We start from the raw sequence: 17,666 nt of genomic DNA on the forward strand, positions 1-17,666 counted from the left end.
ATGGGTTTAGTTGATTTGATAAATAATTTATTTAATCAAGAAATAGCTATAGATTTAGGGACAGCAAATACTCTTATCATGCATAACAATAAAGTTATTGTAGATTTGCCTTCAATAATAGCTATAGATGTAAGAACTAAAAAAGTATTAGCTGTAGGAGAAGAAGCAAAAAAAATGCAAGGGAAAACACATGATAATATTAAAATATACAAACCATTAAAAGACGGAGTCATTGCCGATTATCAAGTTGCAGAACTTATGATAAGAGAATTTATAAAAAAAGTTCCTGGTATTAATAAAAAATTTTTTACTCCATCATTAACTATGGTTATTTGTATACCGTCCGGAATAACAGAGGTAGAAAAAAGAGCCGTAAAAGATTCTGCACAACATCTTAATGCAAAAGACGTTTATTTAATTGAGGAACCTATGGCCGCTGCTATTGGTTCTGGAATATCGGTAACCAAAGCTGAAGGAAATATGATTATTGATATTGGTGGGGGTACTACAGAATGTGGAGTAATAGCTTTAGGTGGAATCGTTTGTCAAAAATCTATTAAAATAGCTGGAGATGTTTTCACTAATGATATAGCCTATTTTCTTAGAACTAAATATAATTTATATATTGGAGAAAGAACGGCAGAAAAAATTAAAATAGACATTGGAGCGGCTATAGAAGCAATTGATAATCCACCAGAAAATATTCGTATACAAGGAAGAGATTTACCAACAGGAAAACCTAAAGAAATGAATATTTCTTATAAAGAAACTATTCCTGCACTTGATAAATCTATTCTAAGGATTGAAGATGCGGTTATGGAAACCCTTTCTAGCACTCCACCAGAACTTGCGGCAGATATTTACAAAACGGGTATATATATGGCTGGTGGAGGTTCTCTTTTAAGAGGGTTAGATAGAAGAATATCTAAAAAAACAGGGCTTTCTGTTTCTTTAGTAGAAGATCCTTTGAGAGCTGTAGTAAAAGGGACAGGTGTTGCTTTGAAAAATATTGATAAATTCACATTTTTAATGAAATAATGAAATATAAAATATTATTATGCGTGATTTTTTTCTAAAATGGCGTTTTTTTATTTTATTTATTTTATTAGAATCTACAGCTCTTTTTCTCTCTTTTTCAAAAAATAATTTTCATCAAAATATTGATATAGGTTCTTCCAATTTTATTATTGGAAATATTTATGAATCTATTTATAGATTACGTCATTATTTTTTCTTAGATATTGAAAATGAGAAACTTATAAACGAAAATGCAAAATTACGTCATTTTATTATATCCTCTAAAATAAAGAAATTTACTAGGGATTTTAAAAAAAAGAATATAGATTATTTACAACAATATATTTATACTCCTGTAAAAATTATCAACAACAGTATATATGAACAAGAAAATTATATAACTATTAATAAAGGAAGTTTAGATGGAATTAAAACAGATATGGGAATAATATTATCTTATGGAATAGCAGGAATAATTATAAAAACTTCCCCCCATTTCAGTATAGCTATTTCTCTCTTAAATCCAAAAATTAAAGTTAATGCTAGATTAAGAAAAAATAAATATTTTGGAACAGTAAGTTGGGATGGAATAGACCATGAATATATTGTTTTATACGATATTCCTAGACATTCTATTTTTTATAAAGGAGAAATAGTAGAAACAGATGGAAAATCTTCTACCTTTCCTGAAGGAATACCGATTGGTAGAGTTACTTGTTATAGATTCGATGAAAAAGATGCAAATTATGTAATAAAAGTAAAACTTTTTGAAAATTTTTCTACCATAGAAAATGCTTATGTTGTGAAAAACTTATTCAAAAAAGAATGGAACGATATTCAACTTTATAAAGTTGAACATAAATAATGAATTTTATTTTTATTAGAAAATTTTTCATATATGTTTTTTATATTTTTTTTCTTTGTTTAATTCAAATATCGATATTAAATCCTATATTTTTTGGATGGTATACTTATATTTATATACTTTTTGTATTAACATATCCATATCGTGGAAATAAATGTATATTTTTGTTTTTATCTTTTATAACTGGATGGTTTATAGATAATTGTATGAATACTGGAGGGAATCATGCTTTTTCTACTACTTTTTCTGCTTTTTTTCGATTAAAATTACTTCAATTTTTTGACGGAAAAAATTTTCTAACAAGAAGTGATTTTTCTATTTACGAGTTACCATTTATTCGGAAAATACTTTATATATTTTCATTGGTTTTTGTTCATCATTTTTCATTATTTATGTTAGAAGTATTTAAGGTTTCTTTTTTTAGTAAAATTATTTTATTGAAAACTATATTTAGCAGTATTTTTACAACAATTTTATGTATTGTATATTTTTTTTTTAGAACAATTAAACATTGAAAAAATTACATATATTTTATATTTTATTAAGTTCTATAGGTTTAATTTTTATAATTAGATTATTCTATATACAAATATATACTGAAAAGTATATTTTAAATGCCTTTAATACATCTATAAAACAAGAAATTATTATCCCTGAAAGGGGTTCTATTTTTGATAGAAATAATAATTTATTAGTTTTTAATAAGTCTATTTATGAATTAATAGTAGTTCCCATGTTAATAGATGAAAATTTTAACATTATAGAATTCTGTAATCTTGTAGGAATAGAAAAAGATACTTTTCATAAAAATTTAGATAAAGCAAAAGCTTATTCTAAATATTTACCTTCTGTTTTTCTTCCTTTTATTTCAAAGGAAAAATTCGCTTCTATACAAGAGAAGCTTTATAAGTATAAAGGATTTGATTGGACTAAACGTTCTCTTAGAGATTATAAAGTAGAAAGTTCCGCTAATATTTTAGGATATATAGGGGAAGTAAATCAAAAAAATATCAAGAAAGAATCGAATTATTATCAAATGGGAGATTTTATAGGATGGGCTGGAGTAGAAAAATCTTATGAAAAAATATTAAGGGGAAGAAAAGGAGTAAAATACTGGATTAGAGATAGAAATGGATGTATTATAGGAAGTTATAATAATAAAAAAAATAATGTAAAATCCATTAGCGGAAATGATATTTATTTAACCATCGATTGGGGACTACAAAGTTATGCAGAACAACTGATGTATCAAAAAAAAGGAGGTATAGTAGCTATAAATCCTAAAAATGGAGAAATATTATCTTTAGTATCTAGCCCTATTAATAATCCTAATTTATTTGTAGGAATACATCGTTCTAAAGAATTTAAAAGGTTAATTAAAAATACAATAGATTATCCATTATTTGATAGAACAACACAAGCACGTTATCCTCCAGCATCTCCATTTAAATTGTTAACAGAATTAGCAGGTCTTCAAATGGGAGTAGTAAATACAAATACTCATTTTATATGCTATAATGGATTTAAATTGGGAAAAAAAAGAATTCATTGTCATTCTGGATTTCATGGATTTCCAATAGGTATAGAAACGGCTGTTGCTGTATCTTGTAATAATTATTTTGCACAAGTTTATAAACGTGTAATTGAAAAATATCCAAAAAATTTAACGAAAAGTGTCAATGAATGGAGTGATATTATTAAAAGTTTTGGATTTGGAAATTATTTGTATAACGATTTAGCTACTGGAGAAAAAGGAATAATCCCTTCTGGAGATTATTATAATAAAAAATATGGATATTCCAAATGGAATGCTCTTACCATTATTTCAAATAGTATTGGACAAGGAGAAATTAATGTAACTCCTATTCAGTTAGCTAATATGGTTTGTGCTATAGCAAATAAAGGTTTTTTTTATACTCCACATATTGTAAAATATATTAATCATCAACCTATTTCTAATTCAAATTATACTTTTGCTAAATATACTAAAGTTAAAAGTAAGTATTTTGATTTTATTATTCATGGGATGGAAAAAGTTTTTTCAATTGGAACTGGAAAAAGTTTTAAATCTTCAGATATTAGAATGGCTGGGAAAACAGGAACTGCACAAAATTTTATTAAAATTAATCATAATACTATTACTCTTCCTGATCACTCTGTTTTCATTTTATTTGCTCCAGTAGAAGATCCTAAAATAGCTATTTCAGTTATAATAGAAAATGGAGGATTCGGATCTCGTTGGGCTGGTCCTATAGCTAGTCTTATTGCAGAGAAATATATTAATAATAATGTACATAGAAAAAATCTTGAGAAAAAAATAATGACTTCAGGATTAAAAATAGTATACGATTCTATAGCAAAAATGAAAAGTTATAGTTATAATAAAAAAAATACAAAAGATTCTATTGATAAAAAGAAATAAAACATTACTAGGGAATATTGACTGGTATATCGTAATAATTTATATTTTCATGATTTTCTTTGGATGTATGAACCTATGTTCTGTTTCTTATGAAAAAGCGGAAAAACAATTGATATGGATTATAATAAGTTTTATTTTCATATTTATAGTTTTTTTATTTAAACCAATACATTATAAATATTTTTCTCCATTCTTTTTTTTATTTACGTTATTTCTTTTGATTGGTGTATTTTTTTTTGGTAAAAATATAAATGGATCAAAATCTTGGTATGTTTTTGGTCCTATTAGTTTTCAACCTTCTGAATTATCCAAAATATCTACATCTTTAATGATAGCTCGTATTATGAGTCAGGAGGATATTCAAAAAAATAAAAATACATTATTATATATATCTATAATAGTAATATTACCCACATTATTAATATTTTTTCAACCTGATCCAGGTTCTTCTATAGTTTTTTCCTCATTTATTTTAACTTTGTATAGGGAAGGATTATCTGTATTTTTTATATTTTATATATTATTTTTAATTTTTTTATTCGTTCTTTCGTTAAATATTTCACCTTGGATTATTGTATTCTTTCTTTTTTTTATTTTTTTACTTATTTTTTTTGTAAAAAAAAAAAGAACCATAAATGATTTATTGTTTTCTATTTTTTTCTTTATTATTTTTTCTACTTTTGTTTTTATATCTCCATTTTTTTATCAAAAATTATTGAAAAAACATCATAAAGACAGGATTAATATCCTATTTAAGAATGAATTCGATAGAAAGTACAGAGAGAATATAGGATATAATCTTTTATATTCCAAAACTGCTATTGGTTCTGGAAAATTTTTTGGAAAAGGATATCAAAAAGGGACCATTACAAAAGGAAAATTTGTTCCTGAACAACATACAGATTATATTTTTTGTACTGTAGGAGAAGAATGGGGATTTATAGGAAGTGTTATTTTAATTATATTTTATTTATGGTTTATTAGTCGTATTTATTTTTTATCGGAAAGACAAAAAGATATTTTTGGAAGAATTTTTGGATATTCTGTAGGGAATATTCTTTTTATTCATATTATCCTAAATTTAGGAATGGTGATGGGGTTATTTCCAACAATAGGAATTGTTTTCCCATTTTTTAGTTATGGAGGATCTTCTATTTGGTCTTTTACTGTTTTATTATTTATTTTTATTCGATTAGATGCTTCAGATCAAACCAGTTTGATCTGAAATATAATATATATATGAAATCCCCATATTAATGAAAAGGTCTTTTTTTTACCATACCTCCTTGCGTATTTTTGATATTTTGTGTAATAACAAAAGCTTTAGAATCTATTTTTTCTATTTCTATTTTAAGTTTATTTATTTCTAAGCGAGTGACTATTGTATATATAATATTCAAATTTTTCATATTATATCCACTTTTTCCATTATAAATGGTTACTCCAAATCCCAATTTTTTAATCATCCAATGTATTTTCTTTGATTTATCAGTTATAATAGTAACACTTGTATATTCTTCTATTCCATCTATAACAAAATCAATAGTTTTAGCGGCTACTAAATAACTTAATATTGAATAAAAGGCTGACTCTATTGATAAATAAAAAGAAGATATTAAAAAAATAGAAATATTAATTAATATGATAATATCACTTACAGAAAAATAATTTATTTTTCTACTTACATAAATAGCGAAAACTTCAGTTCCATCTAAAACTCCACCTCCTCTAATAGTTAATCCTATTCCTGAACCTATAAAAAAACCTCCAAAAATAGAAGCTAACATTTTATCTTTTGTTAAAATTGGAAAATCAATAGTTATTAAAACTAATGATAATAGAAACATAGAAATCAAAGTTTTGATAGCAAAATCATATCCTATATGTTTATATCCTAAAATAATAAAAGGAAAATTCAAAAAAATTAATAAAAATTGTAATTTTAATGGAGTTAGCATATTTAACAATAAAGAAATACCCATTATCCCTCCATCTATAAAAGAATTTGGAATTAGAAAACTTTCTAATCCAAAGGCCACACAGTTTATTCCTAAAAAAATTTGTAGTAGATATTTAAGATTTTTCAAAAAATTTGTATCTTTCATTAGAATTTTTTTTAAAGGGGCTGATTTTGGAATAGACAGCAAGATTATTTATGAAGGGAAGCATACCGTGTCACGTAAGGTATTACACGTAAAACAGCGTTACAAATATATAAATGGCGAAAAACAATACGCTTTTGCTGCTTAATGAAATATCATTATAGCTTAATCTGTAAGATACAGAAGTAAAATATCTCTCAGGAATTTTTCCTTATAGTTCCTGATATAGAGGTACTCAGAATATAAGGATTAGAAAACGGATGATTCTCAAGTTTTTTAATTATACTTTTGGAATCTAGGATTTTATTTTGGATCCAAAGTCCGATTTTAATCTGAAAAAATAAGCTTTGGATAAGTATGTAGAATTCCTTTATATTACTTGTTTGGACGCGGGTTCAAATCCCGCCAGCTCCACTTTTTATACAAAAATTATTTATTTTTGAATTGTATTGTAAATTATTCTTTATACAAAGAAAAAAAATACAATTTTTTTTCTATAGTATACTTTCTGGAATTTTATTGGGATTAGGATGGCCTACTAATGGAAATCCACTATTCCTATTCATAGCTTTTATTCCTCTATTATACATAGAAGAATGTTTGAGTCATTCTTTTTTTTATTCCAAAAAAATTATCTTTTACATTTTTATATTTTCTTTTTTTACTTTTTTAATATGGAATGCTATTTCTACATGGTGGTTATCTTATGCAAAGAGACCTAATGGAAATTTTGCTCTAGAAGCTTATTTAATTCCTGTTTTTTTAAATGCTCTATTTATGTCCATTGTATTTACTTTTTATTCATGGATAAAAAAAAGTGTAGAAAATAAAAAAATAGGATATATATTCTTGATTTGTGTATGGATATCATTTGAGAAAATGCATTTAGAATGGGAATTATCTTGGCCTTGGTTGAATTTAGGAAATGGATTTTCTAATCATATAGAATGGATACAATGGTATGAATATACGGGATCTTTAGGAGGAAGCATATGGATATGGAGCGTTAATATAGGATTAATGAATTCTATTATAGAATATCAAAAAAGAAATAATAAACTCAATTTATACAAAAAAATTTTTGTAAATATAGGAAAAATATTTTTACTAATTTTTATTTCAAACTATATATACTGGAAATATGAAGAAAAAAAAGATGGATCTGTAGAGGTCTTCATTTTACAACCTAATATTGATCCATATTATCAGAAATATAAAATTTCTACGGATAAATTAATTCTTAGATTGAAAAAATTAATAGATGAAAAAATATCTTTTGGAAAAAAAACATTTATTATAGCTCCTGAAACTGCTATTCCTGGATATGGGAAAAAAATTTCTATGGAAAATATAGAAAAAGATAGAACTATTTCAATAGTTAGAAATTATCTCAGTAAATTTTATCCAAAAACAGTATTTATTACAGGTGTAGAATTATACGATTTATATTATAAATGGAATATTAGTAAAACGGCTACTCCCATTTTTTTAGAAAATGAAAAGAGTATACGATGGTTGGATCTATTTAATTCTATAATCCAAATTGATTTATCTGGAAATATAAAAGTTCATCATAAATCAAAGCTAGTACCAGCTGTAGAAACTTTTCCTTATAAAAAAATTCTTTTTCCTATATTGGGAGATATTTTACTTAATTTTGGTGGAAGTGTAATGGAACATGGAAAATCGAAAGATCCTTTTTCTGATATATTTATACATCCTTATTTTGGAATTAAAGTAGTCCCCATCATTTGCTATGAATCTATTTTTGGAGAATACGTATCTAAATTTATTAAAAAAAATAATGCAGATTTTATAGTTATCATAACTAATGATGGATGGTGGGGGAGATCACAAGGATACAAACAACACCTCTATTATGCTCGTCTTAGAGCAATTGAAAATAGAAAATACATAGCTAGATCTTCCAATACTGGAGTATCTTGTTTTATTAATGAAAAAGGAGAAATAATTTCTTCTATTCCTTACGGAAAAAAAGGAATATTATCCGATAAAGTTAGCATTAATAGAAAACAGACTTTTTATACAAAAAATGGAGATTATCTGGCTAAGATTAGTTTATTAACAGCAATAATAATTTTCATTTATACAATAATATTTCGTTTTTATATAAAAAAAAAGATTTGAATATTTATTCTTTTTTATACATTTTCATTTTTTGATAAGACTTTCCTATATAATTTATAATATCTTCCGCTATTATAGATTCTTCATTTTTTTCTATTGAAGCTATATCTCCTGCTAAACCATGTAAGTATACACCCATAATACAAGATTTTTTTGGAGAGTAGCCTTGAGCTAATAAACCTGTAATAATTCCAGTTAGAACATCTCCACTCCCTGCGGTAGACATTCCTGGATTTCCAGTGCTATTAAAATAAAGATTTCCATTAGGAGTTGAAATAACGGTATGTGCTCCTTTTAATACAATGTAAATTTTATATTTTTTAGAAAAATTTTTTAATAAATCTAATTTTTGATAATCATCTTTCCATGGACCACATAATCTTCTAAATTCTTTTGGATGTGGAGTAAGAATAGTTTTTTCTGGTATAGAATTCATTATTTTTAATTGATTGGATAATATATTTATAGCATCTGCATCTATGACCATGGGTATTTTATTCTCTTTATTCTTTAAAAAGAAAGATTCTAATGCATATGCGGTTATAGTTTTTTCCCCCATTCCCATTCCTATACCTATCGCATTTACATGAATATTAGTAGGAATATTACTGATAAATTTATCTTTGGAATCAGTTTTTATAATAGCTTCTGGGATAAGAATTTGTAAAATTTGATATCCACAACGTGGTACATATACACTCAATTTTCCAATACCAATTCGAAAACTTGCTTTTGCAGAAAGAGCCATAGATCCAATCATTCCATAATATCCTCCAACAAGTAGTCCATGACCATAATTTCCTTTATGAGAAAATTTTTTCCTTTTTTTATATATGGATTTAATAAAAATATCATCTACATAAAAATTTTTTACACACATTTCATTTGAGTAGGAATCTTTCCATCCGATATTTAACAAATGCCATTTTCCAATATATTTAGCATAATCTGATAAAAAAAAAGGTAATTTAGGACTTTGAAAAGTTAATGTATGAGTAGCTTTTATAATCCCTTCAAAATCCTTTTGATTTTTTTCCATAAAAAGTCCAGATGGAAGATCTATAGAAATAACGGGGATAAATTTATTTTCATTTATATAATGAAAAAAAGATTTCCAATATTTTTTTATTGGTCTGTTCAATCCAGTCCCAAAAATAGCATCAATAAGTAGACTATTTTTATTGTCTAAAATAGGAAAATTTTCTCCTTTATAAATATTTTTCAATTCTATTCCACCATATTTTAGTATTTTATTTTTATTGATGATAAATTCTGGAGAAAAATGATTGGAAATATTAAGAATATATACCGTTATTACAGTTCCATATTGAGATAACATTCTTGCCAAGGATAGTCCATCTCCTCCATTTTTCCCATTTCCTGCTAATAGTATAACTTTTTGAATATTACGATAATGATGAATAATCCAATTAAAACAACTTTTAGCAGATCTTTCTACTAACTCTATAGAAGAAATATCTTCGTTATCAATACAATATTGATCTATTTTTTTAATTTGATTTAACGAAAGAATTTTCATTTTTTAAAATGAATTTGTTATTTTTGATTAAGCAAAAATAATATATAAAACGATTAATTTAGATGGCCGAGTATAATTTGACTCTTCCATCCATGGGTGAAAGTATAGCTGAGGCTACTATCATTCGTTGGTTAAAAAAAGAAGGAGATTATATAAAAAAAGAAGATTTATTAGTGGAAATTTCTACGGATAAAGTAGATTCTGAAATTACTTCTCCAGTAAATGGAATATTGAAAAAAAAATTATTTTCTTCAAATGAAGTAGCTAAGGTAGGAAGTTCTATAGCTATTTTGGAAATAGAAGAAAAAGAAACTTGTACAGAAAAAAGTATACGATTTTATTCTCCTTTTGTACGTACTATTTCTAAAAAAGAAGGAATTAGTTTCTATGAATTAGAATCTATAGAAGGAACTGGAAAAAAAGGAAGAATTACTAAAAAGGATATTTTAAAATATATTAGAAATAAAAAAGAAAAGAGAATAATTAGGAAAAAGGATTCTATTTTATCTTCTACTGGTTTTATGATAAATAAGAGTAAACAAGATGAAACTGAAACCATAGTAGAAATGGATAGAATTCGTAAAATAACTTCATCTCATATGATTTCCAGTAAAAAGATATCTGCTCATGTAACATCTTTTGTAGAAGCCGATGTTACAAATATCGTAAAATGGAGAGATAAAATGAAGGATATTTTTCATAAAAATACAGGAGAAAAATTAACTTTAATGTCTGTATTTGTAGAATGTGTAGTTAAAGCTATAAAAGATTATCCTATGATAAATATATCTGTTAATGGAACTAATATTATAAAAAAAAGAAATATTCATATAGGATTAGCAACAGCATTACCTAATGGTAATCTCATTGTTCCGGTTATTAAAAATGCAGATTCCTATAGTTTGGGAGGGTTAATAAAAATTATTAATGATTTAATAAAAAGAACTAAATCTAATCAATTAAAACCTGAAGAAACTAAAGGAGGTACATATACCATTAGTAATATAGGGAGTTTTGGAAATCTATTTGGAACTCCTATTATACATCAACCTCAAGTTGCTATTATGGGAATAGGATTAATCCAAAAAAAATTGTCTGTTATAGAAACCCCAGAAGGAGATTTTATTGGGATAAGACATAAGATTTATTTATCTCATTCTTATGATCATCGTGTAATAGATGGAGTACTTGGTGGAGGCTTTGCTAAAAAAGTAGCCTTATATTTAGAAAAATTTAAATGTTATACAAGAATAATATGAAAGTAAATTTTGATGCATTCATAGAAATCCCTAAAGGGAGTAGAAATAAATATGAATTTGATAAAAAAAATAATTCCATTCGATTAGATAGGGTTTTATATTCTCCTATGAGTTATCCAACAGATTATGGATTCATTCCAAAAACCCTTTCAAAAGATGGTGATCCATTAGATGTTTTGGTTTTTTTAACAGAACCAACTATTCCAGGATGTTTAATTACAGTAAAACCAATTGGTGTTTTTTTTATGAATGATGAAAATGGAGAAGACGAAAAAATTATTTCTGTTCCTATTTCAGATCCAAATTATAATATAATTAACGATATTGATGAAATTTCTTTTCATGCTAAAAAAGAAATTGAACATTTTTTTCTAGTATATAAAGATTTAGAAAATAAGAAAGTGATAATAGGTGATTGGAAAAATAAAGATATAGCAATTTCTGTTTATAAAGAATCTTATTTAAGATATAAAAATCATAAAAACTAATTTATATTTTTCTATAGATTTAATTCTTTTAATTTTTCTTTCTTTAAAAAAGTAGGAGAGTTAACCATAACATCTTTTCCAGAATTGTTTTTTGGAAAAGCAATGAAATCTTTTATATTCCCTTTTCCTCCCAAAATAGATGATAATCTATCTAATCCAAATGCAATTCCACCATGAGGAGGGGCCCCATATTCAAGAGCCTTAATTAAAAATCCAAATTTTGACTTTATTTCTTTTATGGATAATCCTAAATGTTTGAAAATTAAGTTTTGTATACTTTTATCATGAATACGTATAGATCCACCACCTATTTCCACTCCATTAATAATTAAATCGTAGGATTTGGAACGAATATTACCTGGAAATTTTTCTAATAAATGAATATCTTCTTTTTTTGGACTAGTAAAAGGATGATGGTAAGATCTATATCTTTTAAATTCCTCATTCCACTCTAAAAGAGGGGAATCTATAATCCATACAGGTTTGAATATTTGATAATTTTTTAGAATATTTAAGCAATTTGATATCTCTATACGTAACTTATTAAGTTGAGTTTTTGTTTTTATTTTTTTTCCAAAAAGAAGAAATAATAAATCACCAGGATTAGAATCAATATTTTTTATAATTTTCACCATATTTTCTTTGGTAAATAATTTTTCTTTTGAAGAAAGAAATGTTTTATCAGGAAAAATTTTTATCCAAAAAATTTCTTGATCTTCTACTTTTGATTTTTTAATTGATTCTATTATTGAATGGATTTGATCATATGTATAATGACTGCATTTTAGTATGTTAATCCCTATTATGAATTTTTTTGTTTTAAAACATTCAAATTCTTTTTTTGGAATAAAATCATTTATATCCAAAAATTTTATTACAAAACGTAGGTCAGGATTTTCTGTCCCATACCTTGTCATTGCATCAGAATAAGTAATACAAGTAAAAGGATCTAATTGAATATTTTTTATTTTTTTGAATAGATATTTAATGAAATATTCAAAAAAAAGTAGTATTTCATTAACCTCTACAAAGGCCATTTCACAATCTATTTGTGTAAATTCAATTTGACGATCAGAACGAGAATCTTCATCTCGGAAACATTTTACAATTTGAAAATATTTATCTATTCCTCCTATCATCAATAATTGTTTGAATAATTGAGGAGATTGAGGTAAAGAATAGAATTTACCGGAATGGATTCTAGAAGGGACTACAAAACTTCTGGCTCCTTCTGGAGTATGGTTTATCAATACAGGAGTTTCTATTTCTATAAATCCATTTTTAGAAAGAAAGTTTCGGATCTCTAGAGAGATACGATGACGAAATATCAAATTATTTTTTATAGGATTTCTTCGTATATCAAGATATCTATATCTCATACGAGATTCTTCATCTCCATCTGTTTTATCTTCTATAATAAAAGGGGGTATAATGGATGGATTCAATATGTCTAGTTTAGAAACTAAAATTTCTATTTCTCCTGTAGGTATATTACAATTTATAGATTGTCTTTTTACTACTTTTCCATTAACTTTAATGATAAATTCTTTTCCTAAATCAAAAACCTTTTTTGTTAAATTTTTTGAAAAAACAAGTTGTATTATTCCAAAATAATCTCTGATATCTATAAAAATTAAGGATCCTAAATTTCTTATTTTTTGAATCCATCCAGACAAAACTACTTTTTTTCCAATATCTTTTTTACATAATTCTCCGCAATTATGTGTTCGGTAAAGCATATCAACTTTTTTTATTATTAGTAGAAAATTCTTCATAAACCTCAACAATATCTCCATTTCTAATACTATGATAATCTTTGATTCCTAAACCACATTCATAACCTTTAGATACTTCTTTTACATCTTCTTTAAAACGTTTTAAAGAAGTAAATTCTCCATTTTGAAATATAACTATTCCTTCTCTAATTAATCTTACTTTTCCTTGACGTAATAATTTTCCTTCTATTACCATGCATCCAGCTATATTTCCAGTTTTTGAAATTTTAAAAATTTCTCTTATTTCTGCATTCCCTAATATTTTTTCTCTTATTTCAGGGGATAACATTCCATCCATAGCTTCTTGAATATCATTAATAATATTGTATATGATTGAATAAGTCCGTATTTCTATATCTTCTTTTTTTGCGATATTTTTGGATCCATTATTTGGACGAACATTAAATCCTATTATAACTGCATCCGAAGCACTTGCCAATAATACATCAGATTCTGTAATTTGTCCTACTCCTTTATAGATAATATTCACCATAATTGTATTTGTAGATAGTTTTTGGAGTGAATCAGCAATAGCTTCTACAGAACCATCTACATCCCCCTTAAGAATTATTTTTAATTCTTTAAAATCTCCTAATGCTATACGTCTTCCAATTTCATCTAATGTTAGATGCTTTTGAGCTCTTATATTTTGTTCTCTTTGTAATTGTTCTCTTCTGGAAGCTAGTTGTTTTGCTTCTTTTTCATCTTTAAAAACTTTAAATTTATCCCCAGCGGTAGGCGCTCCATTTAATCCTAGTATGGTTATAGGTTGGGATGGTCCTGCTGAATGAATAGATTTTCCACGTTCATCTAAAATATTTTTTACTTTTCCATGATTAATTCCTGCTAATACATAATCCCCTACTTTTAGTGTTCCACCTTGTAAAAGAATAGTGGTTATATATCCTCTTCCTTTATCTAAAGAAGCTTCTATGACGGTTCCTACAGCAGGTTTATTTGGATTTGATTTTAAATCTAAAAATTCTGCTAATAAAAGAACTTTTTCCAATAATTTATCCACTCCAGTTCCTAATTTTGCGGATATTTCTTGAGATGGATATTTTCCCCCCCATTCTTCCACTAAGAAATTTAAATTAGCTAATTGTTCTCTAATTTTATCAGATTTTGCATTTTGTTTATCCATTTTATTGAAAACAAATATCATAGGTACATTAGCCGCTTGAGCATGACTAATAGCTTCTTTTGTTTGAGGCATTACTTGATCATCTCCTGCAATAACTATAATTGCTATATCTGTAATTTGCGCTCCTCTTGCACGCATAGCTGTAAAGGCTTCATGTCCTGGAGTATCTAAAAAAGTAATGCTATTATTATTAGAACATTCTACACTATAAGCAGCTATATGTTGAGTAATTCCACCAGACTCTCCAGCAATTACATTAGTATTTCTAATATGATCCAATAAAGAGGTTTTTCCATGATCTACATGCCCCATTACAGTAATAATAGGAGGTCTAGGTTTTAAATTTTCTTCTAAATCTTTATCATCTTGAATTGCTTCTTCTAAATCCAATCCTACAAATTCTACATTATATCCAAATTCATCTGTTACGAGTGTTATTATTTCTGCATCTAATCGTTGATTCATAGTAACCATAATTCCTAAGGACATACAAGATATAATTACATCTGTTGCATTTACGTTCATCATAGATGCTAACTCATTTACAGTTGTAAATTCTGCTATTTTAAGCGTTTTTTCTTGTTTTTCACTTTCTATTTCATTTTGAAGAATTCTTTTTTCTTTTTTATATTGACGTTTTTCTTTTCTAATTTTTGAAGCTTTTGATTTTATCCCTTTCGAAGAAAGTTTTTCTAAAGTTTCTTTGATTTGTTTCTCAATTTGATCGTTTGTAATTCCTGATTTTTGTGAATGTTTTTTATTTTTTGATTTTTCAATCTTTTTGTAAGAAGAATGTTTTAAATAATTTTTTCTTTCTTTTTCCTGTTTTTTCTTTACAGGAATATTTTTTATATCTTCGACAAAAATTTCTTTTTTAATTCTTTTTCGTTTTTTTTTAGTTTTATCTTCCTGTCTTATTCTTTTTTTTTCAAATTGAGATAAATCAATCCTATCTCCTGTTAACATAACTCCATCTAATTTTTGATAGATAGTATCTATATGTTCAGGTTTTTTATCTTTATTCTGAATGGATTTATAAAAAGAATCTGGTTTCTTATCTATTTCTCCAATTTTTGTATTATAATATTTTTTATGGGAATCCTTTTTTTTTTCTGTAAAAAATTCTTTTTTTCCATGTTTTTTTTCTAGTGTATCTATATTTATTTTTCCTATTTTTTTAAAACCAATTAAATTTTCTGATTTTGCACGAATAATTTTAGGAGAGTATTTTGATTTTAGTAATTCTTCTTTTATTTTCTCTTTCTCTATTTTTTTTTGCAAAAAAACTTTTTCGGAAGCATCTCGTATTTCTTTATAGGGTTTAAATTCTCGTACAAGAAATTTGTATACTTTTTCTTCTATTTTTGCATTGGGATTATTTTCTATTTCAATTCCTTTTTGATGCAAAAAATTAACAACTCTTTGTAAGGAAATATTGAATTTAGTCAATACGTTTTTTAATCTGATTTTATCAGTCATAATAAAAATAAAGATAAAAATTATTTAGCTATAAAAAATTAGGTATTTATATTATTTAATTCTTCTTCAAATTCTTTTTTTAGAATGGAAATTACTTTCTTTATAATTTTTTCTTCAAGATTAGTTCTTTTACTTAGATCGTTATTTCTATAATTTAAAATAGATTTTGCGGTATTTAAACCAACTTGATGAAATTTTTCAAGAACTTCTGGTTCTATCTCATCAGAAAATTCCGTTAATTCTACATCATCTTCATAAGGAAAATCCCTAAATATATGAATTTTATATCCAGTTAATTGGCTGGCTAATCGTATATTTTGTCCTCCTCTACCAATAGCTTTAGATATTTCTTCTAATTTTACATATACATTTACATATTTTTGTTCCTCATTGACTTCCATCATGGATATTTTAGAAGGACTTAAAGCTCTTGTTATATACAATTGTATATTTTCAGTATAATTAATAACATCTATATTTTCGTTTTTTAATTCTCTAACAATAGGATGAATTCTAGATCCTTTCATCCCTACACAAGCTCCAACAGGATCTATACGGTCATCATAAGATTCTACGGAAACTTTAGCTTTTTCTCCTGGAATCCGTGCCACTTTTTTCACTGTAATTAATCCTTCAGATACTTCTGGGATTTCCAACTTAAAAAGTTCTTCTAAAAAGGCTTCGTCTTTTCTGGTCAAAATTGCAAAAGGTTTGCTATCTTTCCAATCTACTTTTTTTACCAATACTTTAACTGGATCCCCTTTACGAAAAAAATCATTTGGAATTTGTTCTTGTTTAGGTAGAACCATTTCATTTTGTTCCTCATCTTTCATTATAATTTGTTTAGGTAAAATATGATATACTTCTACATTAATAATTTCTCCTATTTTACTTTTAATTTTTTTATAGGTATTGGTATTATCATATTCATTTATTTTTGAAAGTAAATTTTGTCTTAAAGATAAAATGGCTCTTCTTCCGAGAGATTTCAGTTCTACTTTTTCCGTTACTTCTTCTCCGATTTCAAAATCCATTTCTATTTTACGTGCTGTAGATAATTCTATTTCCTTATTTGGATCTTTCACCGTCTCATCTTGAACTACTATACGGTTTCTCCAAATTTCTAAATCTCCTTGATCTGGATTCACAATAATGTCATAATTTTTAGAAGAATCATATTTTTTTTTTAATACACATCGTATAGATTCTTCTAATATGGCCATTAAACTTACTCTATCTATGTTTTTTTCATATTTAAAATCTGAAAAAGAATCTATTAAAGCTTCATTATCCATAATTTTTAAATTTAAAAATTGAATCAAAATTTTTTATCTTTTATCTTTTATAATTTTATAACGTAATTCAATATCTATTATATTCTTCAATATACCAAGAAAGGATAAAATTATTGAAAATAACTTATGCTA

At 25.8% G+C, this 17,666-nt stretch carries 13 protein-coding genes and 1 other RNA gene; 9 read left to right on the forward strand and 5 right to left on the reverse strand.

Annotated elements, in window-relative coordinates; translation table 11 throughout:
* The 5 genes from DM815_RS00005 (at position 1) to rodA (ending at position 5,529) form a co-directional block, all read left to right on the forward strand.
* On the forward strand, positions 1-1,038 hold the full coding sequence (locus DM815_RS00005; protein ID WP_110508369.1) for a rod shape-determining protein: 1,038 nt from the start codon (positions 1-3) through the stop codon (positions 1,036-1,038).
* Between the two features lie 19 nt (positions 1,039-1,057).
* Positions 1,058-1,882 (forward strand): rod shape-determining protein MreC, encoded by an 825-nt coding sequence (gene mreC, locus DM815_RS00010; protein ID WP_110508371.1) that lies wholly within the window; start codon positions 1,058-1,060, stop codon positions 1,880-1,882.
* 164 nt (positions 1,883-2,046) lie between these two features.
* Complete coding sequence (locus DM815_RS00015) at positions 2,047-2,397, forward strand: hypothetical protein (RefSeq protein WP_235610007.1); 351 nt, start codon at positions 2,047-2,049, stop codon at positions 2,395-2,397.
* Positions 2,394-4,304 (forward strand): penicillin-binding protein 2, encoded by a 1,911-nt coding sequence (mrdA, locus tag DM815_RS00020; protein ID WP_110508375.1) that lies wholly within the window; start codon positions 2,394-2,396, stop codon positions 4,302-4,304. The genes DM815_RS00015 and mrdA overlap by 4 nt, the downstream gene beginning before the upstream one ends.
* On the forward strand, positions 4,288-5,529 hold the full coding sequence (rodA, locus tag DM815_RS00025; protein ID WP_110508377.1) for a rod shape-determining protein RodA: 1,242 nt from the start codon (positions 4,288-4,290) through the stop codon (positions 5,527-5,529). The genes mrdA and rodA overlap by 17 nt, the downstream gene beginning before the upstream one ends.
* A 28-nt stretch (positions 5,530-5,557) precedes the next feature.
* Here rodA and DM815_RS00030 read toward each other — a convergent pair whose 3' ends face one another.
* On the reverse strand, positions 5,558-6,409 hold the full coding sequence (locus DM815_RS00030; RefSeq protein WP_110508379.1) for a YitT family protein: 852 nt from the start codon (positions 6,407-6,409) through the stop codon (positions 5,558-5,560).
* 16 nt (positions 6,410-6,425) lie between these two features.
* Between DM815_RS00030 and ssrA the strand changes: the two genes are divergently transcribed.
* Positions 6,426-6,823: a transfer-messenger RNA gene (gene ssrA / locus DM815_RS00035) on the forward strand.
* A gap of 27 nt (positions 6,824-6,850) precedes the next feature.
* The gene (gene lnt / locus DM815_RS00040; RefSeq protein WP_110508381.1) at positions 6,851-8,554 is read left to right on the forward strand and encodes an apolipoprotein N-acyltransferase; all 1,704 of its coding nucleotides are present in this window, start codon (positions 6,851-6,853) and stop codon (positions 8,552-8,554) included.
* A gap of 4 nt (positions 8,555-8,558) precedes the next feature.
* Here the strand turns inward: lnt and DM815_RS00045 are convergent, their stop codons facing one another.
* Complete coding sequence (locus tag DM815_RS00045; RefSeq protein WP_110508383.1) at positions 8,559-10,094, reverse strand: NAD(P)H-hydrate dehydratase; 1,536 nt, start codon at positions 10,092-10,094, stop codon at positions 8,559-8,561.
* 62 nt (positions 10,095-10,156) lie between these two features.
* Here DM815_RS00045 and DM815_RS00050 point away from each other — a divergent pair, with 62 nt between their 5' ends.
* Both DM815_RS00050 and DM815_RS00055 read left to right on the forward strand, forming a co-directional pair.
* Complete coding sequence (locus DM815_RS00050) at positions 10,157-11,353, forward strand: dihydrolipoamide acetyltransferase family protein (RefSeq protein WP_110508385.1); 1,197 nt, start codon at positions 10,157-10,159, stop codon at positions 11,351-11,353.
* On the forward strand, positions 11,350-11,841 hold the full coding sequence (locus DM815_RS00055; RefSeq protein ID WP_110509338.1) for an inorganic diphosphatase: 492 nt from the start codon (positions 11,350-11,352) through the stop codon (positions 11,839-11,841). Before DM815_RS00050 ends, DM815_RS00055 begins: the two co-directional genes overlap by 4 nt.
* An 11-nt stretch (positions 11,842-11,852) precedes the next feature.
* Here the strand turns inward: DM815_RS00055 and aspS are convergent, their stop codons facing one another.
* The 3 genes from aspS to nusA are packed head-to-tail and all read right to left on the reverse strand — an operon-like array spanning position 11,853 to position 17,534.
* Positions 11,853-13,580, reverse strand: a complete 1,728-nt coding sequence (gene aspS / locus DM815_RS00060; protein ID WP_110509340.1) for an aspartate--tRNA ligase — start codon at positions 13,578-13,580, stop codon at positions 11,853-11,855.
* Between the two features lies 1 nt (position 13,581).
* Positions 13,582-16,239: a translation initiation factor IF-2 gene (gene infB, locus DM815_RS00065; protein ID WP_110508387.1), complete on the reverse strand. Its 2,658-nt coding sequence runs from the start codon at positions 16,237-16,239 to the stop codon at positions 13,582-13,584.
* A gap of 38 nt (positions 16,240-16,277) precedes the next feature.
* Positions 16,278-17,534, reverse strand: a complete 1,257-nt coding sequence (nusA, locus tag DM815_RS00070) for a transcription termination factor NusA (protein WP_110509342.1) — start codon at positions 17,532-17,534, stop codon at positions 16,278-16,280.
* Positions 17,535-17,666: the final 132 nt, after the last annotated feature.

The sequence above is a fragment of the Blattabacterium sp. (Cryptocercus kyebangensis) genome (assembly GCF_003226855.1).
In the GTDB taxonomy this organism is placed as follows: domain Bacteria; phylum Bacteroidota; class Bacteroidia; order Flavobacteriales; family Blattabacteriaceae; genus Blattabacterium.